The 14,251-nt window shown below is 49.2% G+C and carries 15 protein-coding genes; 7 read left to right on the top strand and 8 right to left on the bottom strand.

Translation table 11 applies throughout. From position 1 onward, the window contains the following. Position 1 precedes the first annotated feature (1 nt). Positions 2 to 1,063 (bottom strand): heat-inducible transcriptional repressor HrcA, encoded by a 1,062-nt coding sequence (gene hrcA / locus L0666_RS13665; RefSeq protein ID WP_235261943.1) that lies wholly within the window; start codon positions 1,061 to 1,063, stop codon positions 2 to 4. A 115-nt stretch (positions 1,064 to 1,178) separates the two neighbouring features. Between hrcA and rph the strand changes: the two genes are divergently transcribed. Genes rph through hemW form a run of 3 tightly spaced genes read left to right on the top strand, consistent with a single transcriptional unit; the run spans position 1,179 to position 3,623 of the window. Further along, positions 1,179 to 1,886 carry a ribonuclease PH gene (gene rph / locus L0666_RS13660; RefSeq protein WP_235261942.1) on the top strand — a complete coding sequence of 236 codons (708 nt, stop codon included), beginning with the start codon at positions 1,179 to 1,181 and terminating at the stop codon, positions 1,884 to 1,886. Continuing rightward, on the top strand, positions 1,886 to 2,494 hold the full coding sequence (rdgB, locus tag L0666_RS13655; RefSeq protein WP_235261941.1) for an RdgB/HAM1 family non-canonical purine NTP pyrophosphatase: 609 nt from the start codon (positions 1,886 to 1,888) through the stop codon (positions 2,492 to 2,494). The genes rph and rdgB overlap by 1 nt, the downstream gene beginning before the upstream one ends. Then, complete coding sequence (hemW, locus tag L0666_RS13650) at positions 2,487 to 3,623, top strand: radical SAM family heme chaperone HemW (RefSeq protein ID WP_235261940.1); 1,137 nt, start codon at positions 2,487 to 2,489, stop codon at positions 3,621 to 3,623. Before rdgB ends, hemW begins: the two co-directional genes overlap by 8 nt. Here the strand turns inward: hemW and L0666_RS13645 are convergent. Genes L0666_RS13645 through rho form a run of 6 tightly spaced genes read right to left on the bottom strand, consistent with a single transcriptional unit; the run spans position 3,620 to position 10,407 of the window. Beyond that, positions 3,620 to 4,510: a ParB/RepB/Spo0J family partition protein gene (locus L0666_RS13645; RefSeq protein WP_235261939.1), complete on the bottom strand. Its 891-nt coding sequence runs from the start codon at positions 4,508 to 4,510 to the stop codon at positions 3,620 to 3,622. The genes hemW and L0666_RS13645 overlap by 4 nt on opposite strands. After that, positions 4,507 to 5,325, bottom strand: coding sequence for a ParA family protein (locus L0666_RS13640; RefSeq protein ID WP_235261938.1), 819 nt, complete (start codon positions 5,323 to 5,325; stop codon positions 4,507 to 4,509). The genes L0666_RS13645 and L0666_RS13640 overlap by 4 nt, the downstream gene beginning before the upstream one ends. Continuing rightward, positions 5,315 to 5,935, bottom strand: a complete 621-nt coding sequence (rsmG, locus tag L0666_RS13635; RefSeq protein WP_235261937.1) for a 16S rRNA (guanine(527)-N(7))-methyltransferase RsmG — start codon at positions 5,933 to 5,935, stop codon at positions 5,315 to 5,317. The genes L0666_RS13640 and rsmG overlap by 11 nt, the downstream gene beginning before the upstream one ends. Further along, entirely contained in the window at positions 5,932 to 7,812 is a 1,881-nt protein-coding gene (mnmG, locus tag L0666_RS13630; protein WP_235261936.1) for a tRNA uridine-5-carboxymethylaminomethyl(34) synthesis enzyme MnmG, read from the bottom strand. The genes rsmG and mnmG overlap by 4 nt, the downstream gene beginning before the upstream one ends. Positions 7,813 to 7,815: 3 nt before the next feature. Then, positions 7,816 to 9,105 carry a tRNA uridine-5-carboxymethylaminomethyl(34) synthesis GTPase MnmE gene (gene mnmE, locus L0666_RS13625; protein ID WP_235262218.1) on the bottom strand — a complete coding sequence of 430 codons (1,290 nt, stop codon included), beginning with the start codon at positions 9,103 to 9,105 and terminating at the stop codon, positions 7,816 to 7,818. 30 nt (positions 9,106 to 9,135) lie between these two features. Continuing rightward, complete coding sequence (gene rho, locus L0666_RS13620) at positions 9,136 to 10,407, bottom strand: transcription termination factor Rho (protein ID WP_235262217.1); 1,272 nt, start codon at positions 10,405 to 10,407, stop codon at positions 9,136 to 9,138. Positions 10,408 to 10,950: 543 nt separating this feature from the next. Here rho and L0666_RS13615 point away from each other — a divergent pair. Genes L0666_RS13615 through dnaQ form a run of 4 tightly spaced genes read left to right on the top strand, consistent with a single transcriptional unit; the run spans position 10,951 to position 13,691 of the window. Further along, on the top strand, positions 10,951 to 11,550 hold the full coding sequence (locus tag L0666_RS13615) for a Maf family protein (RefSeq protein ID WP_235261935.1): 600 nt from the start codon (positions 10,951 to 10,953) through the stop codon (positions 11,548 to 11,550). After that, the gene (locus tag L0666_RS13610; RefSeq protein ID WP_235261934.1) at positions 11,547 to 12,380 is read left to right on the top strand and encodes a shikimate dehydrogenase; all 834 of its coding nucleotides are present in this window, start codon (positions 11,547 to 11,549) and stop codon (positions 12,378 to 12,380) included. Before L0666_RS13615 ends, L0666_RS13610 begins: the two co-directional genes overlap by 4 nt. Further along, positions 12,377 to 12,970 (top strand): dephospho-CoA kinase, encoded by a 594-nt coding sequence (coaE, locus tag L0666_RS13605; protein ID WP_235261933.1) that lies wholly within the window; start codon positions 12,377 to 12,379, stop codon positions 12,968 to 12,970. The genes L0666_RS13610 and coaE overlap by 4 nt, the downstream gene beginning before the upstream one ends. Beyond that, positions 12,963 to 13,691, top strand: a complete 729-nt coding sequence (dnaQ, locus tag L0666_RS13600) for a DNA polymerase III subunit epsilon (RefSeq protein WP_235261932.1) — start codon at positions 12,963 to 12,965, stop codon at positions 13,689 to 13,691. The genes coaE and dnaQ overlap by 8 nt, the downstream gene beginning before the upstream one ends. Here the strand turns inward: dnaQ and secB are convergent. Next, positions 13,688 to 14,197, bottom strand: coding sequence for a protein-export chaperone SecB (secB, locus tag L0666_RS13595; RefSeq protein WP_235261931.1), 510 nt, complete (start codon positions 14,195 to 14,197; stop codon positions 13,688 to 13,690). The genes dnaQ and secB overlap by 4 nt on opposite strands. Positions 14,198 to 14,251 lie beyond the last annotated feature (54 nt).

Genomic DNA, 14,251 nt, shown 5'->3' with positions numbered 1-14,251 from the left:
CCTATCCGCGGTCCTGAATCAGTTTCCCGACCAGCTGCGCGGTATAATCCACGATGGGCACAATGCGCCCGTAGTTGAGGCGGGTGGGTCCAATGACACCAACCGCGCCGACGATCTTTCGATCAGCGTTCATATAAGGAGAAACCACCAAAGATGAACCCGAAAGTGAGAAAAGTTTGTTCTCCGAGCCAATGAAAATGCGAACGCCTTCGCCTTGGTCCGTCAATTCAAGGAAATCAGCGATATCACGTTTGCGTTCGAGGTCGTCAAACAGGGTACGAATCCGGTCGAGATCGGCTTCATCCTCGTCTGTGATCAAGTTTCCACGCCCACGAACAATAAGTCGTTCGGTTGATTCGCCCTTGTTCTCCCACATCGCAGCACCCGTATTGATGAGCTCGCGAGCTAAAACATCGATTTCTTGGCGTCTATTCTGCACTTCATGGGCAATTGCGTTGCCGAGTTCAGACAAAGTTCGGCCCTCAGCTACGAAGTTAATAAAGTTCGCTGCTTCTCGCATTGATGAGGGAGTCTGCCCAGGTGGTGGAGTGAAGACACGGTTCTCAACATGTCCATCAGCGAACACCAAAACAACAAGCGCACGGTCCGCGGCAAGACTTACAAATTCGACGTGCCTAATTGGGGCTTCGTGTTTTGGGGTGAGAACCAGACTTGCGCCGTGAGTCACCCCAGAGAGTGCCGACCCAACGCGGTCAAGCAAGGTCCCAACGTCGTCATCATTACCGCCAAGTGTTTGATCTATTTTAGCACGATCATCACCATCCATGTCACCGACCTCAAGAAGACCGTCAACAAACATACGTAGCCCTTGTTGAGTAGGGATCCGACCAGCACTGATGTGAGGGCTGTCTAGTAAGCCTAAGTGTTCAAGGTCTTGCATAACATTGCGAATGGTCGCGGCGCTGACTTGTTCAGAGAGGCTTCGCGTTAGCGTTCGTGAACCTACCGGCAGGCCAGATTCTAGATAACCCTCAACAACACGTCGAAACACCTCGCGAGAGCGAGCGTTCATGTCATCAAGATTGGGCAATTGATCAGACATCGTGGCAATCCTTGGGGCGAGGGTAGTTAGACCCCTGTGCGCGACAAAGGTCAATCGGGGTTGGAATTACGAGCGTCGCGGCGTATCCGATGAGAAACCTAAGAAAGGACATGCAATGCGCCCCTCCGGAAGAAAAATCGACGAAATGCGGAAAGTTTCGATCGAAACGAATGTTACACGCCATGCGGAAGGGTCCTGCCTTATTAAATGCGGCGACACTCATGTGCTTTGTACTGCTTCAATTGATGAGCGCGTTCCATCATTTATCAAGAACTCTGGCCTTGGTTGGGTCACGGCTGAGTATGGGATGCTGCCTCGTGCAACGAACACTCGGATGCGACGTGAAGCAAAGAACGGTCAAAGCGGTCGAACTCAGGAAATTCAGCGTTTAATTGGCCGCTCATTGCGGGCAGGTGTGGACCGTGTTGCATTGGGCGAACGGCAAATCGTTGTCGATTGCGATGTCATTCAAGCAGATGGCGGAACGCGTTGCGCATCAATTACGGGTGGTTGGGTTGCTTTGAAATTGGCCGTAAACAAGTTGATGAAGGCGGGTGATGTTACATCGGATCCATTAGCGGTGCCTGTAGCGGCAGTGTCTTGCGGTGTTTATGCGGGTCAGTCAGTTCTTGATTTAGACTATCCAGAAGACTCAGAAGCTGGCGTGGATGGAAATTTCGTCATGTCGAGCGACAAGCTCATCGAAATTCAGATGTCAGCTGAAGGTTCAACATTCAGCCGTGATCAAATGAATGCGATGATGGAACTGGCAGATAAAGGCATTGCTGAATTGAGTGCGGCCCAGATTGCGGCAGTCAGCTAATGAGAAAGTTCAACGGAACCGAGCTTCTGATCGCGACACACAATCAGGGAAAGCTGGAGGAGATTGCCGATTTGTTAAAGCCCTTTGGCGTTTCGGTTTCTTCAAATGCGGACCACGGGCTTCCAGAACCAGAAGAGACGGAAACCACTTTTACCGGAAACGCGCGGATCAAGGCTCGTGCTGCGGTTGCTGCAACTGGATTACCAGCCCTTTCGGATGACAGCGGGATTACCGTTGATGGCTTAGGTGGAGCACCAGGAGTCTACACTGCTGATTGGGCCGAAACGCCCAACGGCCGTGATTTTGTTATGGCAATGACTCGAACTTGGAATGAACTGGAAGAGCGCAAAGCGTCGTTTCCACGGTCCGCACAGTTTCGTTGCTGTTTAGTTTTAGCTTGGCCAGACGGACACGATGAAGTCTTTGAAGGCGTAATGCCTGGTCAGCTCGTTTGGCCAATGCGGGGCGATCAAGGCCACGGATATGACCCGATCTTTCAACCCGACGGTTACGACATTACGTTTGGAGAAATGGATCGTTGGGAAAAGAACAAGATCAGCCACCGTGCCGACGCGTTCAAGAAATTGATCGAGGGCTGTTTTGCCTGAAGGTGGCTTTGGCCTATATATCCACTGGCCATTCTGCCAAGCGAAATGCCCGTATTGCGATTTTAATTCCCATGTAGTGGCATCGATAGATCAAGTGCGATGGGCGGCAGCCTTCGAAACAGAGATCGATCGTGTTGCAGCGCTTACCTCGGATAGAGTTTTGAACTCTATCTTTTTTGGCGGTGGCACTCCAAGCCTCATGGATGTTTCGACGGTTGAGCGAATTCTGAACCGCGTCCGGAAACATTGGAGGCTCGCCAATGACCTTGAGGTCACCTTAGAGGCCAACCCGACATCCATCGAGGCCGACCGGTTTGCAGGTTATCATGGAGCAGGGGTGAACCGCGTTTCAATTGGCGTACAAGCGCTAAACGATCCGGATCTTAAGGCCCTTGGGCGACTACATTCAGCCGACGAAGCCTTGTTAGCCATCGACCTCGCTCGAAACATTTTCGAGCGCGTTAGCTTTGACCTGATTTACGCAAGACAAGGGCAATCAGTTTCACAATGGGAAGAGGAGCTTTATCGCGCCCTTAGTTTAGATCCCGACCACTTGTCGTTGTATCAATTGACCATCGAGGACGGCACAGCATTTGGAGATCGGTTTAAGCGTGGTTTGCTGCGTGACTTGCCAGACGAAGATCTTAGTGCCGATCTTTGGGATACCACACAAGGGATTTGTAATGCTGCGGGGCTTCCGGCGTATGAGGTGTCTAATCATGCGAAAGAAGGTCAGGAAAGTCGGCATAACCTCATCTATTGGAACTCCGGAGATTGGGCCGGAATCGGGCCTGGTGCCCACGGTCGATTGACCGTGAATGGCGATCGTTTCGAGACTGTTTCAGCCAAAATGCCCGGAGACTGGATTGGACGCGTCGAGACTGGATCCGGCGGCGACTTGATCAATAACCCTCTGTCTTCAGAAGCGATTACAGAAGAGCGTATCTTGATGGGATTGCGGATGAGCCAGGGCATCGTGTTACCTGAGTCATGGATTCATGAAAAAACAAACCTAATCAATGACTTAAAAGAAATTGGTCACCTAGATTGTAAGTCGAACCGGCTAACCGTAACAAATCAAGGTCGGCCAGTTCTGAACGCAATTATTGCCAACCTTTTGTCGGATTAGCTTCCTGACAAAAGGCGGAGGAGATCATCTAGTTGCTCAAGGTTCCGGTAGTTCAAGACAATCTGCCCGTTTTCTTTTCCGTCAGCGTGAGAAATGCTGACCTTCATACCGAGATTCGCTCCAAGTTCGTTTTCAATCTGCACCGTGTCTGCATCTTTAGGCGCAGGTTTTTTGCGCGCTGGCATTGTCAGCTTTGACTTGTCTTTCTTACTCAATCTTTCTGCGTCGCGTACTGAAAGGCCCTTTTTGACTATCTCCGCAGCAAGAGCGTCTGCGTCCGGGTGACCAACCAGTGCCCGTGCATGCCCAGCAGATAATCGGCCGTCTTCAAGAAATGCTTGAACGCTACTTGGTAAGGTCAACAAGCGGACAGAATTCGCGATGTGGCTCCGGCTTTTCCCAAGAGCTTTGCCCATCTCGTCCTGAGTTCGTCCAAACTTCTCCATCAATTGCTTATATCCAGCAGCTTCATCGATGGCGTTAAGATCAGAGCGTTGGATGTTTTCAATGATGGCAACCTCAAGGACCTCCACATCATTGAAATCACGAACAATTACAGGGACTTCATGAAGCTTGGCACGCTGGGCTGCACGCCAACGTCGCTCACCAGCTACAATCTCATAGGCGCCGCTATCGGAATCTCTTTTACGTACGATGAGAGGTTGAATAATCCCTTTCTCGGCGATCGAGGCTGTCAGATCGGACAGGGATTCCTCATCAAACGTGCGTCTAGGCTGATCTGGATTTGGATAAACTTGATCGATCGGCAACGATTGTTCTGACCGCAGTGGGCGATCAGAAGGAGCATCATGTGTTTGATTAACATCGGACATCAATGATGAAAGACCTCGTCCAAGGCCTCGATTTGGGGACTTTGGCTTGTTCATTTCGATCTCCTAGTTTTCAGGGGCGTTTCTTTGGCGATGATTTCCGCCGCGAGAGCGAGATATGCGACAGAACCTTTTGAAGTAGGGTCATAATCGATCACGGATAACGCGAAAGAAGGCGCTTCACTCAACCGCACATTTCTTGGAATTACTGTATTAAACACGAGTTCACCTAGATTTTCACGCGCGTCAGCTTCGACTTGTTGGCATAAATTATTGCGCTTATCGAACATTGTCAGGACAACACCCTCAATACGTAGGTTCGGGTTTGCCGTTTGCCGGACCTCGCGGACGGTCAGCATCAGCTGCGAAAGTCCTTCTAGGGCAAAGAACTCGCTTTGAAGGGGCACAACGACGGAGTTAGCCGCGATCATCGCATTTACAGTAAGAATGTTCAGCGATGGCGGGCAATCTATCAGTATGTAGTCTACATCAAGCTGATCTAAATCTGGGTGATGCAGCGCATCGTGCAGCATGTAGCTGCGTTTCTCATTCGACATCAAGCTAATATCCGCAGAACTTAGATCAGTTGTTGCTGGAATAATAAGTAGGTTGGAAACTTCTGTTTCTTGTGCACACTCGGTTGGAAACGCGTCACCGGTTAACAGATCGTAAGTTGTTATATTTCGATCTGCGGATTCTACTCCCAATCCAGTTGAGGCATTTCCTTGTGGGTCAAGATCAATCAACAAAACTCGACGTCCCGCCTGTGCAAGTGCCGCTCCCAAGTTTATTGTCGTTGTTGTCTTGCCGACTCCACCTTTTTGGTTAGCAACCGCAATGATTTTTGGCTGGGTTGTACGACTAAGATTCACTGGGGCGTATCCTTGAAATTTCGAGAATTCTCGCATCTGCGTTAGTTTCGCTTTGATGAGCCGACACGTCAAAATGCCAACCTTGTCGTGCTAGGTCTAGCTCTTCCTGATAGCGCGCTCCCTTAGAAAAAAGGGCTATACCATCGGGTTCAAGGAGTTTTTCGGCAAAAGACAACAATTCTGAAAGCGGCGCGAGGGCGCGCGAACTTAGAACTGACGCATGCTCAATCTGAACTTGTTCAATCCTGTCATTTAGCACATTCAGATTTAGTGACAACTCTCGACGTACTGTATTGAGAAAGAGGCATTTTCGTTTATCGCTTTCGATGAGTGTCATTGGGCGATCTTCAGGGTCCAAAATTGCAATTACCACCCCAGGCAGACCCCCACCGCTTCCCATGTCAGTCCAATTGCGCCATCTGGGAGGAGCATATTGAAGGATTTGCGCGCTATCGGCGATGTGACGCGTCCAGATCTCTGATACCGTATTCGGTGCGATGAGATTGATGGACTTAGTCCACTTTTCAAGTAGCATAGAAAAATGGTCTAGCTTCTCCATTGTTTCACGTGAAACATCGAGGTCAGCAATTACCCTGCCAGACTGTGTCATGATGCCTTATCCAGTTTTTCCAAACGCTTGACCTCAGCTGCAACCAGCATCAAGGCCGCTGGCGTAATCCCATCGATCCTAGCCGCTTGTGCCATATTATCCGGCATCGCCGCCTTTAGTTTGGCTTTCAATTCATTGGAAAGGCTGGTTATGACGTCATAGTCCAAGTTGTTCGGGATAACTTTTTCTTTGTCACGGTTCAAAGCCGCGACGTCATTACGCTGACGATCAATATAATGGGCATAAAGAGCATCTCTCTCCAGCTGAACAGCCAAATCTTCTGGTATTTTCAGTAAAGATTTATCCAATAAACCTAACTGCTTAACTTCTGTACCCGCAATAGTTAGTGCTTCGTACAAACTACGCTTGGGGCCATCAACGCTGATCTTGACGCCAGCTTCATTTAGCTGACGGGACGAAAACGAGCTGACTTTCAGCATTTCTTTGTATGTCAAAAGCGATTCCTTCTTCTCACTGAAGGCTTGCCACCTGACAGCTTCAACGCAGCCGACTGTATTTCCGAATTCCGTGAGACGCTGATCAGCATTATCCGCACGAAGGGAAAGTCTGAATTCCGCACGAGATGTAAACATTCTGTACGGTTCGGATACTCCACGAACGGTCAGATCATCGACCATGACCCCAATATAAGATGTTGACCTATCAAACTGCACCGCCGCTTTCTCTTGAACAACCGACGCAGCATTCAGTCCGGCCACTAGCCCTTGTGCAGCTGCTTCTTCATAACCAGTAGTACCATTGATCTGCCCGGCAAGATAAAGTCCCGGTAGCTTCTTAAGCTCCAAAGCCAAGCTCAGACTACGCGGATCTACATAATCGTACTCAATCGCATAGCCAGGCTGGAGAATCTCAGCTTGTTTAAGCCCTTTTATAGATCGAACATAATCTTCCTGAACGTCAATCGGCAGAGACGTAGAGATACCATTCGGATAAATTACGTCGTCTGAAAGGCTCTCTGGCTCAAGAAATATCTGATGTGAGCTCTTGTCTGCGAAACGGACAATTTTGTCCTCAATTGACGGACAGTATCTCGGTCCAACCCCATCGATATGGCCACCGTACATCGCAGAGCGAGATAGGTTCTTCTCAATTATATCATGGGTTTGAGGGTTCGTGTGGGTGATGCCGCAGGAAATTTGTTTCGCAAACGGACCTCTGTGTAAAAAAGAAAATAGCTCTGGTTTTTCGTCTGCGCCTTGTTCCTCTAGCTCAGACCAATCAATTGTTCGTCCATTCAAACGAGGAGGCGTACCAGTCTTTAGGCGCCCCATAGGTAAATCTAGCTCCGCAAGCCTTTCAGCCAATGCGATAGATGGCCTATCTCCCATCCGACCACCGGAACTAGAAACATCTCCAATATGAATTACACCACGAAGGAATGTGCCCGATGTTAGAATAACTGCTTGTGCGTTAACCTCCGACCCGTCCTTAAGGACAACACCAGCTATCCTACCAGCATCGATCGACAGATCTACGACTTCATTCTCCGAAACGGTCAGATTGGACCGATTCGCGGTTAAGTCCTGCATAGATTGCCGATAAAGCGCGCGATCCGCCTGAGTTCTAGGTCCCTGTACAGCTGGGCCTTTTTTACGGTTAAGCAACCGAAACTGAATTCCAGCATGGTCAGCCGCGCAACCCATTACACCATCTAGAGCATCAATTTCTCTAACTAGATGCCCCTTACCCAATCCGCCGATCGCTGGATTACAAGACATAACACCAATATCGCTCGCGCGCATGGTTATTAATAGAGTTCGCACACCCATTCGGGCAGAAGCATGGGCAGCTTCTGTTCCGGCATGTCCACCGCCAACTACAATTACATCAAAATCCGAGTGTTTCACGTGAAACAATCCTTACTTTCCGATACAGAAACTTGAAAAAATCTCACCTAGAACGTTTTCTACATCAATCCGGCCAATGAGGCTATCCAAAGAACGGATAGCGACACGAAGATCTTCAGCCAACAAATCCACTGGCTTATCACCAGCTCCTAATGACCTCGAAACATCAACAAGAGCACCCGCAGCAGCTGTCAGCGCTTTTTCATGACGAGAACGAGTCGCGACACCGGCACCCGCAATCAGGTTACCTAAATATAACGAAACCTGCTCTAGTAGCTCATCGACACCTTGTCCGGTCACACCGGAAATGCCCAAGATAGACGGCTCATCAGCGCAGCTATCTACCTTAGATAAAACAAAGATGTCCAAACCATCGGACCCTGATACCCGTTCGGAATCGCTCGTCTCAAGGAGATGGATTCGTACATCTGCTGCCGCAGCCCGTTCCCGACCACGCGCAATTCCAATCTCTTCCAATTCATCATCCGACGAACGTAATCCAGCCGTATCCAAGACTGTTAAAGCCAAGCCATCCAGATCCATTCTTACTTCGATCACATCACGCGTTGTGCCGGCTATATTCGACGTTATTGCAGCCTCTCGACCGGCCAATCGGTTAAGTAATGTGGATTTTCCTGAGTTTGGCGGTCCAACCAATGCAACTTCGAATCCATCACGGACCCTTTCACGAACCCGCACCCCAGATGCTTCGTGCTGTACTTCTTTGGAAACCGAGTCGACCAACTCGTTCACCTCAGGATAAACATCAACAGGGACCTCTTCATCGACAAAATCAATTGTCGCTTCCAGTAAAGCCGCTGCTCGCAACAGCTTTTTGCGCCATCCATCAGCGAGGTCACCCAATGCGCCATTGAACACACGAACCGCTTGACGCCGTTGGCTCTCAGTCTCTGCATCAATCAGATCAGCTAACCCTTCAACTTGAGCAAGGTCCAATTTCTCATTATCTAAGGCCCGCCGTGTAAACTCGCCAGCTTCGGCCTCTCTCATTCCAAGTTGAGACAAGCGAGACAAAACGGCTGCAACTATAGCCGGAGAACCATGTGTTTGCAGTTCTACAACCTGCTCACCTGTAAAGCTGCGCCCTTTTGCAAAGCTAATGGCAAAAGCCTGATCAATTAGGACGCCATCTGCCGCGACTAATTTAACAAGTTTTCTATCATGGGTACCCAACGTCGCACCCATCTTTGCACAACCCGTTAGTGCATCTGGGCCAGACACGCGAATGATTGAAACGCCAGCTTTACCGGCTGCTGATGCAAGTGCGAAAATCGTATCCATCATATTAACCCATTGTTTATAAACAATAAGTTACGTGTTCATAGAGTCAAAGAAGTCCGAATTTGTCTTAGTTTGTTTCAACTTCGAAATCAGGAACTCGATAGCGTCAGTTGTTCCCATCGGGTTTAGAATCCGGCGCAGCACGTAAGTCTTTTGCAGATCAATTTTGTCGACCAAAAGGTCTTCTTTCCGCGTACCAGATTTCAAAATATCCATCGCTGGGAAGACACGTTTATCGGCAATCTTACGATCTAATACGATTTCGGAGTTACCGGTCCCTTTGAATTCTTCAAAGATCACTTCGTCCATCCGGCTACCTGTATCGATCAATGCAGTCGCAATAATAGTAAGCGATCCACCTTCTTCAATATTTCGCGCAGCACCAAAGAAGCGCTTAGGACGTTGTAAAGCGTTAGCATCAACACCACCTGTCAGAACCTTACCAGACGAGGGAACTGTCGTGTTAAAGGCGCGACCAAGGCGCGTGATTGAGTCCAGCAAGATAACAACGTCCCGCTTATGTTCTACCAAGCGTTTTGCTTTCTCGATCACCATCTCGGACACAGCAACGTGACGGGACGCGGGTTCATCAAAGGTAGAAGAAACAACTTCACCCTTAACCGAACGCTGCATGTCCGTAACTTCTTCGGGGCGTTCATCAATAAGCAGAACAATCAAATAGCATTCTGGGTGATTTGCCGCGATCGAATGCGCAATATTTTGCAAAAGAACCGTCTTACCAGTCCGAGGCGGCGCAACGATCAAAGACCGCTGACCTTTACCAATCGGCGCAACCAAATCGATAATTCTCGCAGAACGATCTTTGGTCGTAGGATCTGCTGTTTCCATCTGCAGACGTTCATCTGGATAGAGAGGTGTCAGATTTTCAAAAGCGACTTTATGGCGAGCCCGCTCTGGATCTTCAAAGTTGATCTTCTCAACCTTAGTCAACGCAAAATAACGTTCAGTATCCAATGGAGCCTTTATTACGCCCTCAACCGTGTCGCCTGTACGCAGGGCATGCAAACGGATCATATCAGGAGAAACGTAAATATCGTCTGGGCCGGGTAAATAGTTTGCTTCCGGAGATCTTAAGAATCCGAACCCGTCTTGAACCACTTCCAAGACACCGTCACCGCCGATAACCCAGTCATCCTCAGCTCTCTCTTTGAGGATCGAAAACATCATGTCGCCCTTGCGCATGGTCGACGCGTTTTCGATTTCCAGCTCTTCAGCCAAAGCCAGCAAGTTTTTTGGGCTCTGCGCTTTGAGATCAGCGAGATTCAAGCGGTCAGTAACCACTGTTTCAGATATGACGTCATCTGACATAAACTAAGTCTCCGACCACTATCATGGTCTTTTTAATATTGGCTTGGAAAAACACTCTTCGAATGAAGGTTGAACCGTTGCTAAGCTTTCTCAGCCTCTCTGTCAAATCCGCTGTTCGGCTTGATGAGGCTGGGTGTAACGCTCGTTTCACTTACTCTTAAGAAAGATTCTTAAAATAGATGATAGTAGCAGTAGTACTGGGGACAACTCAGAAAACTGCAGTCATCCACATAGTTGTCCACGGTTTTCAGGTAAAAAGTGCTACTTTCAAAACTAGAAAGTGACACTTAAATTATTGATAATAAACATTTATATTACTGTTCTGGCTATTGAGAAATTTTGAATCCTGAGTCCAACACAACTTCATCCACAAGTGCGATTCTTCCTTATCCCTTATGGATAAACAATCTGGCTGTAGGGACAGGCTGCATAACTTTTGTCTGGAAGGGCAGGTGTTGCTCTTACTCGGAAATCATCCCATGACGTGTGCACGTATTCATTCACGGGGATATCCACATGTCTGACCGCATTATCTTGGCTTCAACATCGGAAATTCGAGCCCGATTATTGCGAAATGCAGGTGTCGACTATGACATCATACCAGCGCGAATCGATGAAGATTCGATTAAAGCCGCATTAGAAGCTGAAGATGCGCCTCCACGTGATATCGCGGATACACTTGCTGAGATGAAGGCTCGTAAGATTGCCGATAAAGGGCAAGAGGGTTTGGTTCTGGGATGTGATCAGGTTCTTTCCTTCAAGGGTAAGGTTTTGTCCAAGCCAAAAAGCCAAGCCGAAGCTCTCGCTCAACTGACCGAGCTGCGGAATGAAACCCACCAACTTCTTTCCGCTGCCGTCATTTATGATGGTCAAAAACCGGTATGGCGACATGTTGGCGTTGCACGTTTGGCTATGCGAGATTTTTCCCAAACCTATTTAGAGGATTACCTGACACGCAACTGGGACAGCATCCAAACGTCTGTTGGCGGTTATAAGATAGAAGAAGAGGGCATTCGCCTGTTTCGTATGATACAAGGCGATACCTTCACGATTCAGGGACTGCCCCTTTTGGAACTCCTATCTTATCTCGTTTTACGCGGAACACTGCCCCAATGACTGACCAAAACATCCCTCTTGCTGCTGTCCTTGGCCACCCGATTGTGCAATCGAAATCACCCAAGCTGTTTCGTCATTGGTTGAAAACCTATGATCGAGCCGGACATTACGTTCCCATCGACGTCTCTGAAGCAGATTTTCAATCTGTTGTCAGAACAATGCCAAAAATGGGATTTGTTGGCTGTAACGTAACAGCCCCGCATAAACTCGCTGCATTGGAATTAGCCGATCTTGCGACAGACCGTGCAACTCTGATCGGTGCCGCAAATACTCTTATTTTCCGCAAAGATGGGAAAATCCACGCGGATAACACTGACGGCTACGGGTTCATTGCCAATCTTAAACAAGGTGCACCAGGTTGGGCTCCTTCGATAGGGCCAGCAGCTGTTCTCGGCGCTGGTGGTGCAGCACGTGCTGTAATTGCGTCCTTGATTGAAGTGGGCGTTCAAGAGATTCTTTTGAGCAATCGGACACGCCCGAACGCCGAAGCACTGAAATCCTCGTTTGGTTCTAAAGTAACCGTCGTTGATTGGGTGCAAGCCGGTAATATGCTTGAGAATGCTGCCACAGTGATCAACACGACATCACTGGGCATGCAGGGCAAACCCGAACTACGTGTTCCACTCGATGGGCTGCGGCGCGGTACAGTTGTGACCGATCTGGTTTATGCGCCGTTGAAAACGCACCTTCTTCAAGAAGCGGAAGCTGCAGGCTGCGTCGTCGTCGATGGCTTGGGTATGCTGCTTCATCAAGCCGTGCCCGGATTTGAACGTTGGTTTGGTGTGCGCCCAGAAGTAGATGTGAATACGCGAGCGGCAATTTTATCATGACCTTCGTTGTTGGACTTACTGGGTCTATTGGGATGGGTAAATCTACGACAGCTCAGATGTTTTCGGACATGGGCGTACCGGTTTGGGATGCTGATGCTGTGGTACGTGGATTGTACCGTAAAGGCGGTGCGGCGGCCGATTTGGTTCGGTGCCACTATCCTGAGGCCATGGAGGCTGGCGCTGTTTCCAGAGACAAACTTCGGGAATTAATCGCAGCGGATCCAAAAATTCTTGATCACATCCAATCCCTTGTTCATCCTCTCGTGGCTGAGAACCGAGCAGCTTTTCTGAAAAACCCTAAAAACGAGATAGTCCTGTTAGATATTCCACTGCTTTTTGAAACCGGAACCGACGCTGAGTGTGATGCTGTCGTCGTTGTGACTGCACCCGCTGACATTCAAAGGCAGCGCGTTCTTGATAGGGGTGAGATGACCGAGAAGGACTTTCAATTGATACTGTCCCGTCAGTTGCCCGACAGTCAAAAGCGCGAACGCGCGAAGTGGGTCATTGAAACCTTGTCCATGGACGCGGCGCGCCAATCGGTCAAAGATATCCTTGCTGAGATTAAACAGGAATTGGCACATGCGTGAGATTGTTCTCGATACCGAAACCACAGGGTTTGATCCGGGGGAAGGTGATCGGCTTGTTGAAATTGGCGCGGTCGAACTTTTCAATCACATGCCAACTGGTCGCACGTACCACCAGTACATTAACCCAAAACGTGACATGCCTGCTGGCGCGTTCGAAATTCACGGTATCGGACCTGATCTTCTTAGCCCTCCGCAAGACCCAAAACCGGGGCAAGTCATCCTGAAAGACAAACCTGTCTTCGCTGACGTTGCTCAGGCGTTTCTTGATTTCATTGGCGATTCGATATTGGTCATCCACAATGCGGCATTCGATATGAAATTCCTGAATGCAGAACTCGGATGGCTTAATCGCCCGCCACTGCCAATGGATCAGTCGTTGGATACGCTTGCGATAGCACGGAAAAAGTATCCGGGTTCGCCAGCGTCTTTGGATGCGCTTTGTCGTCGTTTTGGTATCGATAACTCGAACCGAGCTCTGCACGGCGCGCTGCTCGATAGTGAGATTTTGGCCGAAGTTTATCTGGAGCTTATCGGCGGGAGGCAGCCAGACTTGGTGCCAACTTCGCAGGATACAACCAAGACGAAGACAACAGCGTCCAGCAATTGGCGTCCTAGCCCACGCCAGACACCACTAGCACCAAAAATAAATGCGGCGGAAGCCGAAGCCCACGCCGCATTCATTGAAAAACTGGGCGAAGATGCCCTTTGGAAGAAGATTTAAGCGTCAGCTGTCTTCTGCTGCTCAGCTTGCTGTTGCGCACGTAGCGCAAGCTGCTGGCGGTAGATCGCTACGAAATCAATCTGTTCCAAGTTCAGTGGTGGGAAACCGCCATCACGTGTCACATCGCTAACGATGCGACGGATGAACGGGAACGTCATGCGTGGGCATTCGATCATAAGGTAAGGGTGCATTTGCTGCTCTGGTACGCCTTCGATTTCGAAGATGCCGGAGTATTCCAGCTCAAGCAGGAACAATGACTTGTCGGATCCAGCATTGGTGGATGTGACCTTCAGCTTTGTGATGATCTCGTACTGATTATCAGCACCGCGTTTACGCGCATCAAGGTTCACCTCAACTTTGATTTCAGGCTTCACTTCACCATCAACGCCTTTTTGCGCCATGATGTTTTCAAATGAAAGGTCGCGAACAAACTGGGCAAGGATACGCTGTTTGATTTGTGGTGCAGCTTCTGCTGCGCCGTTTGGAACTGTGTTTTCTTCGGCCATTTGGCTCTCCGGATGTCAGTAATTTTATTGTTCAATCTGGTCGTGTGTAGCAGG

This window comes from Octadecabacter algicola, from assembly GCF_021532625.1.
Classification (GTDB): Bacteria; Pseudomonadota; Alphaproteobacteria; order Rhodobacterales; family Rhodobacteraceae; genus Octadecabacter; species Octadecabacter algicola.
This window is presented reverse-complemented; position numbering and strand designations above follow the sequence as displayed.